General features: G+C 63.6%; 10 protein-coding genes. 5 read left to right on the top strand and 5 right to left on the bottom strand.

Annotated features, from left to right (window positions below; translation table 11 throughout):
• Nucleotides 1–36: 36 nt before the first annotated feature.
• Together RPF88_RS13855 and pepN are read right to left on the bottom strand one after the other, a co-directional pair.
• Nucleotides 37–2,358: a PAS domain-containing sensor histidine kinase gene (locus RPF88_RS13855; RefSeq protein ID WP_013532627.1), complete on the bottom strand. Its 2,322-nt coding sequence runs from the start codon at nt 2,356–2,358 to the stop codon at nt 37–39.
• A 259-nt stretch (nt 2,359–2,617) separates the two neighbouring features.
• Nucleotides 2,618–5,263 carry an aminopeptidase N gene (gene pepN / locus RPF88_RS13850; RefSeq protein WP_063167698.1) on the bottom strand — a complete coding sequence of 882 codons (2,646 nt, stop codon included), beginning with the start codon at nt 5,261–5,263 and terminating at the stop codon, nt 2,618–2,620.
• A 156-nt stretch (nt 5,264–5,419) separates the two neighbouring features.
• On the opposite strand from pepN, the gene RPF88_RS13845 reads away from it, so the two are divergent.
• Entirely contained in the window at nt 5,420–7,726 is a 2,307-nt protein-coding gene (locus RPF88_RS13845; protein ID WP_337122613.1) for a xanthine dehydrogenase family protein molybdopterin-binding subunit, read from the top strand.
• Nucleotides 7,727–7,797: 71 nt separating this feature from the next.
• A complete protein-coding gene (locus RPF88_RS13840) occupies nt 7,798–8,700 on the top strand; it encodes a DMT family transporter (RefSeq protein WP_244506971.1) in 903 nt (300 codons plus the stop codon).
• On the opposite strand, the gene RPF88_RS13835 is transcribed toward RPF88_RS13840, so the two are convergent.
• The 3 genes from RPF88_RS13835 to RPF88_RS13825 form a co-directional block, all read right to left on the bottom strand.
• Nucleotides 8,701–9,513 carry a helix-turn-helix domain-containing protein gene (locus RPF88_RS13835; RefSeq protein ID WP_013532623.1) on the bottom strand — a complete coding sequence of 271 codons (813 nt, stop codon included), beginning with the start codon at nt 9,511–9,513 and terminating at the stop codon, nt 8,701–8,703.
• A gap of 54 nt (nt 9,514–9,567) precedes the next feature.
• Nucleotides 9,568–10,449 (bottom strand): uracil-DNA glycosylase, encoded by an 882-nt coding sequence (locus tag RPF88_RS13830; RefSeq protein WP_024505277.1) that lies wholly within the window; start codon nt 10,447–10,449, stop codon nt 9,568–9,570.
• Between the two features lie 199 nt (nt 10,450–10,648).
• Nucleotides 10,649–11,293: a hypothetical protein gene (locus tag RPF88_RS13825; RefSeq protein WP_013532621.1), complete on the bottom strand. Its 645-nt coding sequence runs from the start codon at nt 11,291–11,293 to the stop codon at nt 10,649–10,651.
• Between the two features lie 10 nt (nt 11,294–11,303).
• Between RPF88_RS13825 and RPF88_RS13820 the strand changes: the two genes are divergently transcribed.
• From RPF88_RS13820 to RPF88_RS13810, 3 genes are all read left to right on the top strand, one after another.
• Entirely contained in the window at nt 11,304–11,450 is a 147-nt protein-coding gene (locus RPF88_RS13820; RefSeq protein ID WP_155924989.1) for a hypothetical protein, read from the top strand.
• 63 nt (nt 11,451–11,513) lie between these two features.
• Entirely contained in the window at nt 11,514–13,193 is a 1,680-nt protein-coding gene (locus RPF88_RS13815) for an electron transfer flavoprotein-ubiquinone oxidoreductase (RefSeq protein WP_013532620.1), read from the top strand.
• Nucleotides 13,194–13,321: 128 nt separating this feature from the next.
• Complete coding sequence (locus tag RPF88_RS13810; RefSeq protein ID WP_013532619.1) at nt 13,322–13,921, top strand: DUF922 domain-containing Zn-dependent protease; 600 nt, start codon at nt 13,322–13,324, stop codon at nt 13,919–13,921.

Genomic DNA, 13,921 nt, shown 5'->3' with positions numbered 1-13,921 from the left:
ACGAGGTGGATCAGGCCTGGGATGGTGATAAAAACTTCACGCTGCAACCTTGACGGCCAGCACGCTCTTCTTCACCGGAATGCGCACCGACACGATAGTGCCGACACCTTCGCTCGACCGGATCTTCAGCGCGCCGCCCTGAAGCTCGGCCAGCGAACGTGAGATGGCAAGGCCAAGGCCGGACCCGGCATGGCTCTTGGAGAACTGGTTCTGCACCTGTTCGAACGGCCGTCCGAGCTTTCCGAGCGCCTCCTTGGGGATGCCGCAGCCATTGTCCTCGATCGTCAGCACCAGCGCGCCGGATGTGTTGCGGGCCCTGACCGATATGTGGCCGCCGTGGCCGGTGAACTTCACCGCATTGGACAAAAGGTTGATGACGATCTGCTTGATCGCACGGCGATCGGCGACCAGCGTCAGCGCATCGGCAATGCGCGTTTCCACGGAGATGGCCTTTTGCGCCGCCTGCAGCGAAACGACGCGTACGGTTTCGCTGATCAGCGGGCCGAGGTCGATCTCTTCCCGGTCCAGAGAGAACTGGCCGGCCTCGATCTTGGACATGTCGAGAATATCGTTGATGACGCCCAGCAGGTACTTGCCGCTGCTGTTGATGTCGGTGGCATATTCCTCGTAGCGCTCCGATCCGAGCGGGCCGAACAGCCCTTGTTCCATCAGTTCGGAGAAGCCGATGATGGCGTTCAGCGGCGTGCGCAACTCATGCGACATGTTGGCCAGGAATTCGGATTTGGCCCGGTTCGCCGCTTCGGCCCGTTCGGTTTCCTTCATGTATTTGCGGTTGAGGTCGACCAGTTCGCGCGAACGCTCCTCTTCGGCCCGCCGCGCGAGGCTGAGATCATGGATCGTTGCCATCAGCCGTCGCTCACTGTCGACCAGCTTCTCCTGGTGCAGCTTGATCTGGGTGATGTCGGAACCGACCGAGACGATGCCGCCGTCCCGGGTCTTCAGTTCGTTGACCTGCAGCCAGCGGCCATCGGCCAACTGCCGCTCGAAAGTGGCGCCGCCCTGCAGGCCGCTGGTGTGGGCAAGCCGCCTTTCGGAAGCAAAGGCCAGCATGCGTTCTTCCAGAGCCGCGCGCGCGGTGCCCGGCATCACGTCGCGGTCCGAAAGCCCGTTGTCCTGCTGGTATTTGGAATTGCACATGATCAGGTGCTGCGTCGAATCCCACAGCACGAAGGATTCGTTGATGTTCTCGATCGCCGTTCTGAGGCGAAGGTCGGCAGCCTCGGAACGCAGCGCCAGATGACGCTGTTCGGTGACGTCGACGGCGATGCCGATCAGCTGGATCTCCGGCGCTTCCGGATCGATGACCTGTGCCCGCGCGCGCATCCAGACCCATTGGCCATCGGCATGGCGCATGCGGAACACCTGATCGATGTGATCGATCTCGCGAGCGACGATTCTGTTGGCGAGCTCGAACAGGTCGCCGTCCTCGGGATGGATGATCTGATCGACCTCGCCGAAGGACAGCATCGTTTCGCAAGGCTTGTAGCCGAGCATGTCGTACATCGAGCGCGACCAGTACATCTTGCCGCGCACCATGTCCCAGTCCCACAGGCCGCAGCGGCCGCGAACCAGCGCCATGTCGATGCGCTGATGCGCTTCGAGGTAGATGCGGTCGGCCGCCTGCGCACGTGCCGCCTGGCCGAAATAGGCATAGAGGATGACGATCAGCACACCGGCCGTCAGCACGAACAGGGTGACGTTCAGCGAAACGGTCTTGCGCCAGGCATCGAAAACCGCGTCCTGTGGCACCAGGGCCGCCGATGCACCCTTTCCGCCATTCGCCAGGCTGACCGCGGCGTACCAATCCCGTCCGTCGATGTTGACGTCCATGACGCCCGCACGATCGCCGAACATGAACAAGGGCTGGCCGCCCTCGACGAGGCCGTCCAGAGAATGGCCCTGCCATGGCATCGAGCGTGGCGTCACCGCGACGATCTTGAAAGCGCTGTCGGTGATGACAAGCACATGGCTGCGGCCCATCGCGCCCTGACGGCTGGTGGTCTCCAGCAGATCCTGTATGGCGCCGGGCACCGTTTCCGAGGTGGTGGCGAGCGAACTGGCCAGCTGGCCCGCCGCCAGCGTCAGGATCGCCTTGGCATTGCGCTCGACATCGTCGCGCTCGTTCATCAGCGACAGCACGCGCAGCGCCGCGATGACGATCAGGAAGGTGATGATGAGGACGGGTATTGATCGGCGCAGCAGCGGCTCGGCGGCCAGAAGCCGCCGGTAGGCCGGTTCGGCGATGAGTCGCGTATTCCCGGCAAGACCGTCGCCGCGCGTCTCACGATGCGCAAAAACCGTCCCTCCGGGCGCGCCCCACGCGTCCGCCTTCGCCATAAATGGCACTCCCCGAATTTGCCTATGCTGCTTGGTGATCCGGCAAACGCCGCACTTCCGAATCGTCAGTAAAGAATCAAAGGTGATTCGCCTTGTCCAGTGGTCCGGCGAAAAAAGATTAAAAATCGACTAAAATAATGGGCTTTCGCTGGCGCAGCGCCTAACGGAAGCCGCTGCTGGCAGGTCCTGGTTGAAATTCACCAGCTTGGCGGCGTGCACGGATCTCCCTTCTGCCACAAGGGGAGAAGGAAGAGAGCGGCTAAGCCAGCGTGCGCTCGACAATATCCCGCAGATCCGCCGACAGGTTTTCGGCGCCGGCGATCGAGAGCAGCGCTTCCCTGGCCTTCGCCTGCCGCAAGGGTTCGAGCGAACGCCAGGATCTGAGCGCCGTCGCCAGCCTTGCCGCCACTTGCGGGTTGCGCTTTTCAACCTCGAGGACGGTTTGAGCAAAGAACCAGTAGCCTTCGCCGTCGGCCCGGTGGAAGCCGGTCTGATTGGCGCTGGAGAAGGTGCCGATCAGCGAGCGCACCCGGTTCGGATTGCCCATCGAGAAGGCCGGGTGGTTGGTCAAGGCCTTCACGGTGTCGACGGTTTGCGGCCCCGGTACGCTGGCCTGGATCTGGAACCATTTGTCCATGATCAGCGGGTCGGACCCGTAGGTCGTCTCGAAAGCCGCCAGCGCCTCGACCGCCTCGGGCGAACCGTGGTGACGATGCGCGAGCACGGCAAGTGCTGCCGCGCGGTCGGTCATGTTGGTCGCGGACTGGAAATGCCCGGCAGCGAGTTCCGCTCCGCCCGGCTGCAGCGACAGATAATCCAGCAGGGTGTTGCGCAAGGCGCGTCGCCCGGCGCTTGCCGCGTCGGGGCTGAACGCTTCTCTGTCGGCAAGGCTGAGGTAGAGGCCCGAAAAAACGTCCCGGTTCGCAGTGCCGATCGCCAGCGCCAGTGCCTCGCGAGCCGCATAGATGGCATCGGGGTCGATGTTCCTGCCGATGTCGCGGGCAATGTCGGCTTCGCCGGGCAGGGCCAGCGCCAATGCCCGATAGGCCGGCTCCAGCGTCTCGTCGCCGGCAATGCTGCCGGCGAGTTCGATCAGCCGCGGCGCAAAGGCCGGCTGCTTGCCGCCGAGGATCTCGCGGAACGCTGATATCAGCGCATCGGTCAACAATGTGTTGAAAGCCTGCCAGCGCGAGAAGGCGTCGCCGTCGTGGCGGGCGAGGAAGAACTGGTCGTCGGCTTTCTGCTCGACGGACAATGTCACCGGCGCCGAAAAGCCGCGGTTGAGCGACACGGCCGGGCGCTCGGTGACGCCTGAAAACCGCACCATGTGGCGACGCTTGCGGATATGGATGACGCCGTCCTCGACGCTGGCGCCCTCGACGCTACTATACGGCACAGGCTTGCCGCCGGCGCCGATCAGCCCGAAAGCGAGCGGGATGTGCATCAGCCGCTTGCGGCTTTCGGAGGGTGTCGGCGGCACCGACTGCTCGATTTCGAGCGTGAACTCCTGCGCGGCCGGATTGTGCGTCGAACTGATCGTCAGGTTCGGCGTTCCCGCCTGATGATACCAGAGCGCGAACTGCGACAGGTCGCGGCCGGACGCATCCTCGAACACCTTGATGAAATCCTCGATCGTCGCCGCGTCACCGTCGTGCCGCTCGAAATAGAGGTCCATGCCGGCGCGAAACACGTCGGCACCGAGAATTGTGCGGATCATGCGCACCACTTCGGAGCCCTTCTCGTAGACCGTCGCGGTGTAGAAATTGTTGATCTCGCGGTAGCGGCGCGGCCGCACCGGATGCGCCAGTGGGCCCTGGTCCTCTGGAAACTGGTGGGCGCGCAAGGTCCGCACCTCGGCAATACGCTTGACCGCGCGCGAGCGCTGGTCGGCGGAGAATTCGTGGTCGCGGAAAACCGTCAGGCCTTCCTTCAGGCAGAGCTGGAACCAGTCGCGGCAAGTGATTCTGTTGCCTGTCCAATTGTGGAAATACTCATGCGCTATGATCGCCTCGATATTGGCGAAATCGGCGTCCGTCGCGGTCTCCCGGTCGGCCAGCACATATTTGTCGTTGAAGATGTTGAGGCCCTTGTTCTCCATCGCGCCCATGTTGAAGTCCGACACGGCGACGATGTTGAAGACGTCGAGATCGTATTCGCGGCCGAACGCCTCCTCGTCCCATTTCATCGACCGCTTCAGGGCGTCCATCGCATAGCCGGCCAGCGTCTCCTTGCCGGGCTCGACATAGATGCCGAGCTCGACCGTGCGGCCGGACAGGGTGACGAAACTGTCCGCGAGCCGGCCGAGATTGCCGGCCACCAATGCGAACAGATAGGACGGCTTGGGGAAAGGGTCGTGCCACACTGCATAATGCCAGCCGTCGCCGAGGTCGCCCTTTTCGAGCGGGTTGCCGTTGGACAGGAGCAGCGGCGCCTCGTCGCGCATTGCCTCCATGCGCACCGTGTAGACGGACAGGATATCGGGACGGTCGAGGAAATAGGTGATGCGGCGAAAGCCCTCGGCTTCGCATTGCGTGCAGTAGACGTGGCTCGAGCGGTAGAGGCCCATCAGGGCTTCGTTGCCCGCCGGCGCCACCTCGGTCTCGATGAGCAACTGGAAGCGCCGCGCCACCGGTGGCTTGAGGATGGTCAACTGGTCGGGCGTCGCCAGCAGATCCGCCGGTTTTACCTTCTTGCCGTCGATCTCGATGTGCTTGAGCGTAAGCCCGTCGCCGTCGAGCACCAACGGAGCCGATGCGGAGACGCCGTCACGGCGCTCTATCGTGAGCACGGCGGTGACACGCGTTGCGTCTGGCGAAAGGCGGAAGGTGAGGTCGGTTTGCGGAATGAGGTAGTCGTTGGGGCGATAGTCTTCGAGCTTGAAGACCTGGCCGGTGTCCGTGCGCATTCCGTGGGTTTTCCTGTCGATTGCGTTGGCGGCGGATTGTGTCCGCTGGTCCAAGAAATTTGAAGTCCGCGCTCTTTACACGAAACGGCCCCTCGACAAAACTGAGGCAATGCCTATTTCAGGCGTTCGTTCTCCTGTCATCATCACGAGGCATCCATGACCGTCGTCACACCGAAATTCGGCATGGGCGCATCCGTGCTGCGGCGCGAGGATGCCGCCTTCATCCAGGGCCAGGGCCGTTATACCGACGACATCCAGCCGGCTGGCGTCCTGCATGGCTATCTCCTGCGTTCGCCGGTCGCCAAGGCCAGCTTCACCATCGGTTCGACCGAGGCGGCGAAGGCCGCACCTGGCGTCCATCTGGTACTGACCGGCAAGGACCTTGCCCATCTCGGCGATCTGAAATCCGGCGTCATGCAGGAACAGCCGGACGGCACCAAGGCGCCGACGCGCGACATCCCGATCCTGTGCCGCGACCGCGTCAACTATGTCGGCGATGCCGTTGCCTTCGTCGTCGCCGACAGCCGTGCCTTGGCGCAGGATGCCGCTGAATTGATCGATGTCGACTATGACGGCGAAGACGCGGCTTCCGGGACCGCAAATGCACTTGCCGAAGGCACGCCGCTGGTCTGGCCGGAGCTCGGTTCCAACCGCGCCTTCAGCTACCACATGGGCGACAGGAAAAAGACCGAAGCGGCTTTCGCCAAGGCCGCACACGTCACCCGCATCGAGTTCGTCAACAACCGGCTGGTCTGCAACTACATGGAGCCGCGCTCCGCGATCGGCGAATGGAACGTCGAGGAGAAGCGCTTCGTGCTGACCACCGGGTCGCAAGGCGTGCACTCCATGCAGTACATCCTGGCCAGCGTGTTCAAGATCAAGAAGGGCCAGTTGCGCGTCATCACACCTGATGTCGGCGGTGGTTTCGGGCCCAAGAGCTTCGTCTACCGCGAATATCCGCTGGTGCTGGAAGCGGCGAAGCGGCTTGGCCGCCCGGTGAAGTGGGCCGGCGACCGCACGGAACACTTTCTGACCGACGCGCAAGGCCGCGACAATTTCGTCACGGCCGAGATGGCACTGGACAAGGACCGCCGCTTTCTCGGCATGAAGGTGGACCTGCTCGCCAACATCGGCGCCTATATCTCGCAATATGGTCCGTTCATCCCCTATATCGGCGTCACCATGTCGACCGGTGTCTACGATATCCAGGCGCTCGACGTCTCGGTGACCGGCCTCTACACCAACACCTGCCCGGTCGATGCCTATCGCGGTGCCGGCCGGCCGGAAGCAGCCTTCCTGCTGGAAAAACTGGTCGATGCCTGCGCCCACGATCTCGGCCTGCCCGTCGAGGAGATCCGCCGCCGCAATTTCATCCGGCCGGAGCAATTTCCCTACCGGACGCAAACCGGCCGCCTCTACGACACCGGTGAATTCGAAGGCCATATGGAGCGCGCCATTGAGCAATCCGAATGGAAAGCGTTTCCGGAGCGGCTGGCGCAGTCGAAGGCCGGCGGAAAAATCCGCGGTCTCGGCATGGCGACCTATATCGAGGCCTGTGCCTTTCCGGGCTCGGAGCCGGCCTTCGTCGAACTCAATGGCGACGGCACGGTGACGCTGAAGATCGGCACCCAGACCAACGGACAGGGACACGCCACCGCCTATGCGCAGTTCCTGTCGGAAAAGCTCAATCTCGACATCGACAAAATCCATGTCCGCCAGGGCGATACCGATGAATTGAAGGCCGGCGGCGGCACCGGCGGCTCGCGCTCCATTCCGCTGGGGGGTGTGTCGGCTTCCCGCGCGGGCGAGGATCTGGCCAACAAGATCAAGCGCATCGCCGCCGACGAGCTGGAGGCTTCTGCCGGCGACATCGAGTTGTCCGATGGTGTTGCCCGCATCGTCGGCACCGATCGCTCGCTCGATTTTTCCAGCATCGCCAAGGCCGCCAAGACGCCTGACGATCTCAAGGGCTTTGGCGAGTTCGTGCAGGACGAATGCACCTATCCCAACGGCACTCATATCTGCGAGGTCGAGATCGATCCCGACACCGGCGCGACCGAGATTGTCCGCTACACCATCGTCGACGATTTCGGCGTGACCGTGAACCCGATCCTGCTCGCCGGCCAGGTGCATGGCGGCGTCGTGCAAGGCATCGGCCAGGCACTGACCGAGGACACTATCTACGGCGAGGACGGACAGCTTTTGACGGCGAGCTTCATGGATTACGCCATGCCGCGCGCCGACAATTTCCCGTTCTTCCATTTCGAGACCCGCAACGTGCCGTCGACGACCAATGCACTCGGCATCAAGGGCGCGGGCGAGGCCGGCACCATCGGTTCGACCCCGGCGGCACTCAATGCGGTGACCGACGCGCTCTGGCGCGCTTATGGCGTCAAGCACATCGACATGCCGGCAACGCCGGCGCGTATCTGGGCGACGATCCGAGAAGCGTCGGGAGCGTGACAGCGGGCCCCGGCAGCCCCTCGGCCACAGCCAGCGATGATGCCGGCGGGCACGACACGCTTACCGGCATCATGCTCAAGATCGTGTCGGTGGCGGTCTTCGTCGGCATGCAGACCTGCATCAAAGCCGCAGGCACGGTTCCGGCCGGCCAGATTGTCTTCTTCCGCTCTTTCTTCGCCATCTTCCCGATCATCGCCTTCCTGGCCTTCAGGAAAGAGCTCGGCACTGCCTTCACCACCAAGCGTCCGTTCAACCACATCGCCCGCGGCCTGGTCGGCGTCTGCGCCATGGGGCTCGGCTTTTTCGCGTTGACCCGGCTGCCGCTGCCGGAAGCGATCACGCTGAACTACGCGCAGCCGCTGCTGGTGGTGGTGTTCAGCTCCATCTTCCTCGGCGAGGCTATCCGCGTGTATCGCTGGAGTGCGGTCGCGGTCGGCCTGGTCGGCGTGCTGATCATCTCCTGGCCGGAACTGACGCTGCTGAGTTCCGACCAGGCGCTCGACGACCAGGAAGTGCTTGGCGTCATGGCCGCTCTTGTCGCGGCGGCGATCTCGGCCGTCGCCATGCTCTTGGTGCGCAATCTCGTGCAAAGCGAGCGTACGGCGACCATCGTGCTGTGGTTTTCGGTGACGGCGAGCGTCATGTCGCTGCTCTCGCTGCCATTCGGCTGGCAGGCGCTGACGCCGCTCCAGGCGGCCCTTCTTGTTGCCGCCGGCTTCTGCGGCGGCCTTGGCCAGATCCTGATGACGGCGGCCTATCGCCATGCCGAAGCCTCGGTCGTGGCGCCGTTCGAATACACCTCGATGATCCTAGGCCTCGTCGTCGGCTATCTCGTCTTCGGCGACGTCGCCACGCTCCATATGCTTGTCGGCGGCCTGATCGTCGTCGCCGCCGGCATCTTCATCATCTGGCGCGAACGCCAGCTCGGCCTGGAGCGCACCCGCACGCGCAAGGCATCTTTGCCTGAAGGGTGATTACGAACGTTCGGCCCGTTCCTTCGCCAACCGAACCAGCACCGTCCTCGTCTGTTCATCGGCGGGGAAAAACGATTCGATCGCCAGTTCCGAAAGCGTCACGTCGAGCGGCGTGCCGAACACGGTGATGGTGCTGATGAACGACAGCACCTGATCGCCATGCGCCAGCCTGAGCGGATGCACGATGGCGTTCGCCTCGACCGGCGACGGCCGGCTGCCTCTCAAGCCTGACGGATAAGTCCTCAGCTCACGCTCGAGTTCGATCAGCACCGCGTCGCCGCTCGCGTCATTCTGGTGTTTCAGGCGCTCGAGCAGATGCGTGCGCCATTCCTGGAGGTTGACGATGCGTGGCGCGATGCCGCCGGGATGCAGGCTGAGGCGAAGCACGTTGACCGGCGGCGTCAGCAGCGAAGCCTCGCTGACATCGGCAAGGAAGGGAGCGATGGCGGCGTTGGCCGAAACCAGGTTCCAGTGGCGGTCGACAGCGAGTGCCGGGAACGGCTCGTGGCCTTTGAGCACGATTTCGACCGCCGCCATCGCCGGCGCCATTGTCGTGTCGGTCAGCGAGCGTTCGCCGAAACTGGGGGCAAAGCCGGCGGCGAGCAGCAACTGGTTGCGTTGCCTCAGCGGGATCGACAATTGCTCGGCCAGATGCAGCACCATGTCGCGCGAGGGCGCGGCGCGGCCGCTTTCGACGAAGCTCAGATGCCGCTGCGAGATTTCGGCCTCCATGGCGAGGTCGAGCTGCGACATGCGCCGGCGCGTGCGCCATTCGCGAATAAGGCTGCCGGCGGAGGTTTGGGCTGTTGTCATGAGTGAATGGTTAGGCTGGTGAGGACGGCATTTCAATTACCTGCGAGGTTATCGCTAGGTGAGCGCTCGCAGCTTTGCCTTCACTTCGAGGAAATCCCGCCACGCCAGCTTCTTGTGCGACGGGGTTCGCAGGAGATAGGCCGGATGCAGCGTCGGCATGGCCGGGATGGCGATGCCGGATGCCGTCGTGTGAACGCGCCAATTGCCGCGCAGCCGCAATATGCCTTCCGAGGTGTTGAGCAAGGTCTTGGCCGACGGGCCGCCAAGGTTGATCAGCACCTTGGGATTGACCAGCTCGATCTGCCGTTCGATGAACGGCCGGCAGATCTCGGTTTCGTGCGGCGTCGGCGTGCGATTGCCCGGCGGCCGCCAGGGAATGACATTGGCGATATAGGCTGAAGTGCGGTCGAGCCCGATCGCGGCCAGCATGCGGTCGAGCAGCCGGCCCGAGCGGCCGACGAAGGGCAGGCCCTCGATGTCCTCGTCGCGGCCGGGCGCCTCGCCGACCAGCATGACGGCGGCTTCCGGGTTGCCGTCGGCAAACACCAGGTTCTTGGCGGTGGCCTTGAGATTGCAGCCCTCGAACGCCGCCATATGCTGGCGAAGCTCGTCCAGCGTCGTTGCTGTGGTCGCCAATTGGCGGGCAAGTGCCGCCTGCGCTTCGTCGGGAACCGCAGTCGTCGCAGACGGCGACCGCGCGACGGGTGGTGCATTTGCTCTGTCCCCGGCTTCGCCGCGGGACACGGTCGTCGAGCGCAGCGGTGCGGCGGTGCCACCCGAAGGCGCTGCGATCGGCGCGCGCTCCATCGGCTTTGGCGCAACCTCGGCGAACCGGTTCACCGGCTGCTCTTCGAGCGCCTCGTCGACGCCCACGCTGGCGTAAAACGCCAGCAGGTCGGCGATATCAGGTCTGTTGGTTGGGGAAGCGGCAGTCATCGATTCCACATTCGTCCGCGTGGCGGCAATTTGCAAGGCTGGCAGCTTGGGTTCCTTCGGAGCCTCTCGCCGGCGCGTTGGCTGACGGAGCATCAAACGAAAAACCCGCCTGTGCGGCGGGTCACTGGCGCAACTCAGCACCATAGGCAAAAATGTACCATAGCTGAGCTCACCGAGTCAAGAAAAAATTCCTATCGTGTCAGCCCGTTGGTATGCGCGGATCCTGCACCAGGTAGAAGGTCCATCTGGGCGTGTAGTCGGTCATCAGGAATTCGAAGCTGGCGGTTTTCAGCGGGTCGACCTTGCCATTCCTGAACAGCAGCCGGTCATAGGGTTCGAAATCGCGATCGAAATCGGCGAAATTGCTCGACCGGATGTTGTCCGGCGTCTTGTTGCGCTGGTCGAAGGAAAGCCCGTCGCCGAACACGCTCGGCTGGTTCAGGATCTCCTGCAATTCGAACTGGAATTCGACCCAGGCCTGGCCGCTATTGTTGAGCACCTCGATGCGCATATACATCATGCCGTTGGCGAATTCGCCGGCCTTGCCGAAGGCCTGGATCGGCTTTGTCGTGCGGATCGTCAGCGTCACCGGCGTTGACGAAGTCAGCTCTTCGGTGATGACGAACGGATCGTCCTTCGTGCCGATGCCCGAGGCGCCGGTGATGTGGAAGCCGCCAAGCTCGTCGGAGAAGGAGTAGGCGCCCGCCGCCCAGACCTTCACTTCGTCGGCGGCAGCGTGATGCGGCGCCAGCATCAGAAGGGCCAAAAGGAGCGCCCGGCGGATCCGGCCGGGCGGGAAAAGAAAGCGCGTCGATGAAAAGCCGGCTGGCCCAGGAAAGCGCATGGCGTGAAGTATGGCCGATAAGCAAGCCGTCGAACAATTAAAAACGCGCGCCCCGCAGGCAATGCCAGGCGAAAAGCAGTCTTCCAGCCTCGCAATGCGCGACTTTTTGGCCAAAACGGCATTGTCACGTATGCGCCGGTTTCCTGTCGTCAATTGATGCGCTATGCAGCGCGGGAGCCAGCAAGATACCCGAATGGGATAAGCCAGTGCGGAGGGGTTGATGAGCGACATCGAACGCGAAAGCATGGAATTCGACGTGGTTATCGTCGGTGCCGGTCCGGCGGGCCTCGCCGCCGCCATCCGCCTCAAGCAGGTCAATCCCGAGCTTTCGGTCGTCGTCCTGGAGAAGGGCGGTGAGGTCGGCGCCCATATTCTCTCCGGCGCCGTCGTCGATCCGATCGGCATCGACCGGCTCTTGCCGGGCTGGCGCGACGAGGACGGCCATCCCTTCAAGACGCCGGTCACCGCGGATCATTTCCTGGTCCTTGGTCCTGCCGGCTCGTTCCGTCTGCCCAACATTTTCATGCCGCCGCTGATGAACAATCACGGCAACTACATCGTTTCGCTGGGCAATGTCTGCCGCTGGCTGGCGACCAAGGCCGAAGCGCTCGGCGTCGAGATCTATCCGGGCTTTGCCGCTGCCGGCCTGCTCTACAATGAGCAAGGCGCCGTCACCGGTGTCGTTACCGGCGACATGGGCGTCGAGAAGGACGGAACGCACGGCCCGGGTTTCGCACCCGGCATGGCGCTGATGGGCAAATATGTGCTGATCGGGGAGGGCGCTCGCGGCTCGCTCGCCAAGCAACTGATCGCCAGATACAAGCTTTCCGATGGCCGCGAACCGGGCAAATACGGCATCGGCCTGAAGGAACTCTGGCAGGTCAAGCCGGAGAACCACCGGCCGGGGCTGGTCCAGCATTCCTTCGGCTGGCCGCTTGACTTGAAGACCGGCGGCGGCTCGTTCCTCTACCATCTCGAGGACAACCAGGTGGCGGTCGGCTTCGTCCTCCACCTCAATTACAAGAATCCCTGGCTGTCGCCGTTCGAGGAATTCCAGCGCTTCAAGACCCATCCGGCGATCGCGGCTACGTTCGAAGGCGGCAAGCGGCTGGGCTATGGCGCGCGCGCCATCACCGAGGGCGGCTGGCAGTCGGTGCCGAAATTGTCCTTCCCCGGCGGTGCGCTGATGGGCTGTGCCGCGGGCTTCGTCAACGTGCCGCGCATCAAGGGTTCGCACAATGCCGTGCTGTCCGGCATGCTGGCGGCCGAGCATGTCGCCGAGGCGATCGGCGCCGGGCGCGCCAACGACGAACTCGCGTCCTACGAGGAAGCCTGGCGCGCGACCGACATCGGCAAGGATCTGAAGAAGGTGCGCAACGTCAAGCCGCTGTGGTCGCGCTTCGGCACCATCGTCGGTGTCGGCCTTGGCGGCCTCGACATGTGGCTGAACACGCTGTTCGGTGTCTCGCCCTTCGGCACGCTGAAGCATGGCAAGGCCGACTACGCAACGCTCGAGCCTGCCGCCCGGCACAAGAAGATCGCCTATCCGAAGCCCGATGGCGTGCTGACCTTCGACAGGCTGTCCTCGGTGTTCCTGTCCAACACCAATCACGAGGAAAACGAGCCGGTCCACCTGCTTGTCGGCGACATGGAGCTGCAGAAGCGTTCCGAGCACGATGTCTTTGCGGGCCCCTCGACGCGCTATTGTCCGGCCGGCGTTTACGAGTGGGTCGATAAGGACGGCAACGCCGCCGCCGATCCCACGGCCAAGGATGTGCGCTTCGTCATCAACGCGCAGAACTGCGTCCACTGCAAGACATGCGACATCAAGGACCCGAACCAGAACATCAACTGGGTGCCGCCGCAAGGCGGAGAAGGCCCGGTCTATCAGGGCATGTAGGCCCGCGCCGGCCGCAGCGTGCAAAGGTCCCGACGATGGCTCGGGGTCTCCCGTGGCATGTGGAACATTAGAACTGTTGAAACTGCCGCGCGCTTATGGTTCCATTCCTTGACGATAAGGAGATGGCCATGCGCCTGACGGTTCTGGCATGCCTAGTGGCGATCGGTGCGCTGTTCGGTCTGGCTTCGGCGGCCTCGGCCGGCACCAGGGTGGTGGTCAAGACGCGGACCTACGACATCACCGGGAACACGGGGCTGGCGCTAGTCCAAGCTATGGACCGCAAGGGGCCGAAGCACGGCTTCATGACGCATGCCATCGCGCTGACCGGCTACGCTGTGGATTGGGACCTCGACACCAGCCAGGACAATGGCGTCTGCCGCTTGCGGCGTGCCAACGGCACGCTCAATCTCTTCTACACATTTCCGCGTGTCGCCTCGGCCACCACCCCGACGCTCCGGAAGCGCTGGACGCGGTTCTTCGCCGGCGTCCGCGCCCATGAGGAAACCCATGGCCGCATCGCCAGGGAGATGATGCGGGCCACGGAACGATCCATCTCCGGCCTCAGGATTGCCGACGACCGGTCCTGCTACAAGACACGTCGCGAGGCACAGCGACGCATCAAGGCCACCAATGCCGCATATGAGGCCAAGCAGCTCGCTTTCGATGCGCGCGAGCATCGCGACGGCGGCCATGTCCAGCATCTCGTCATCGCTTTGGTCAGGCCCTGA

Origin of the sequence: Mesorhizobium sp. ISC11, from assembly GCF_037162595.1 — a bacterium.
In the GTDB taxonomy this organism is placed as follows: Bacteria; Pseudomonadota; Alphaproteobacteria; order Rhizobiales; family Rhizobiaceae; genus Mesorhizobium; species Mesorhizobium ciceri.
This window is presented reverse-complemented; position numbering and strand designations above follow the sequence as displayed.

Excerpts from the sequence above, each read along its gene's own strand:
- RPF88_RS13840 (WP_244506971.1), top strand. The coding sequence starts at position 7,798 with ATGCTCAAGATCGTGTCGGTGGCGGTCTTCGTCGGCATGCAGACCTGC.
- RPF88_RS13835 (WP_013532623.1), bottom strand. The coding sequence starts at position 9,513 with ATGACAACAGCCCAAACCTCCGCCGGCAGCCTTATTCGCGAATGGCGC.
- RPF88_RS13825 (WP_013532621.1), bottom strand. The coding sequence starts at position 11,293 with ATGCGCTTTCCTGGGCCAGCCGGCTTTTCATCGACGCGCTTTCTTTTC.
- RPF88_RS13845 (WP_337122613.1), top strand. The coding sequence starts at position 5,420 with ATGACCGTCGTCACACCGAAATTCGGCATGGGCGCATCCGTGCTGCGG.
- RPF88_RS13820 (WP_155924989.1), top strand. The coding sequence starts at position 11,304 with ATGGCCGATAAGCAAGCCGTCGAACAATTAAAAACGCGCGCCCCGCAG.
- pepN (WP_063167698.1), bottom strand. The coding sequence starts at position 5,263 with ATGCGCACGGACACCGGCCAGGTCTTCAAGCTCGAAGACTATCGCCCC.
- RPF88_RS13830 (WP_024505277.1), bottom strand. The coding sequence starts at position 10,449 with ATGACTGCCGCTTCCCCAACCAACAGACCTGATATCGCCGACCTGCTG.
- RPF88_RS13810 (WP_013532619.1), top strand. The coding sequence starts at position 13,322 with ATGCGCCTGACGGTTCTGGCATGCCTAGTGGCGATCGGTGCGCTGTTC.
- RPF88_RS13855 (WP_013532627.1), bottom strand. The coding sequence starts at position 2,358 with ATGGCGAAGGCGGACGCGTGGGGCGCGCCCGGAGGGACGGTTTTTGCG.
- RPF88_RS13815 (WP_013532620.1), top strand. The coding sequence starts at position 11,514 with ATGAGCGACATCGAACGCGAAAGCATGGAATTCGACGTGGTTATCGTC.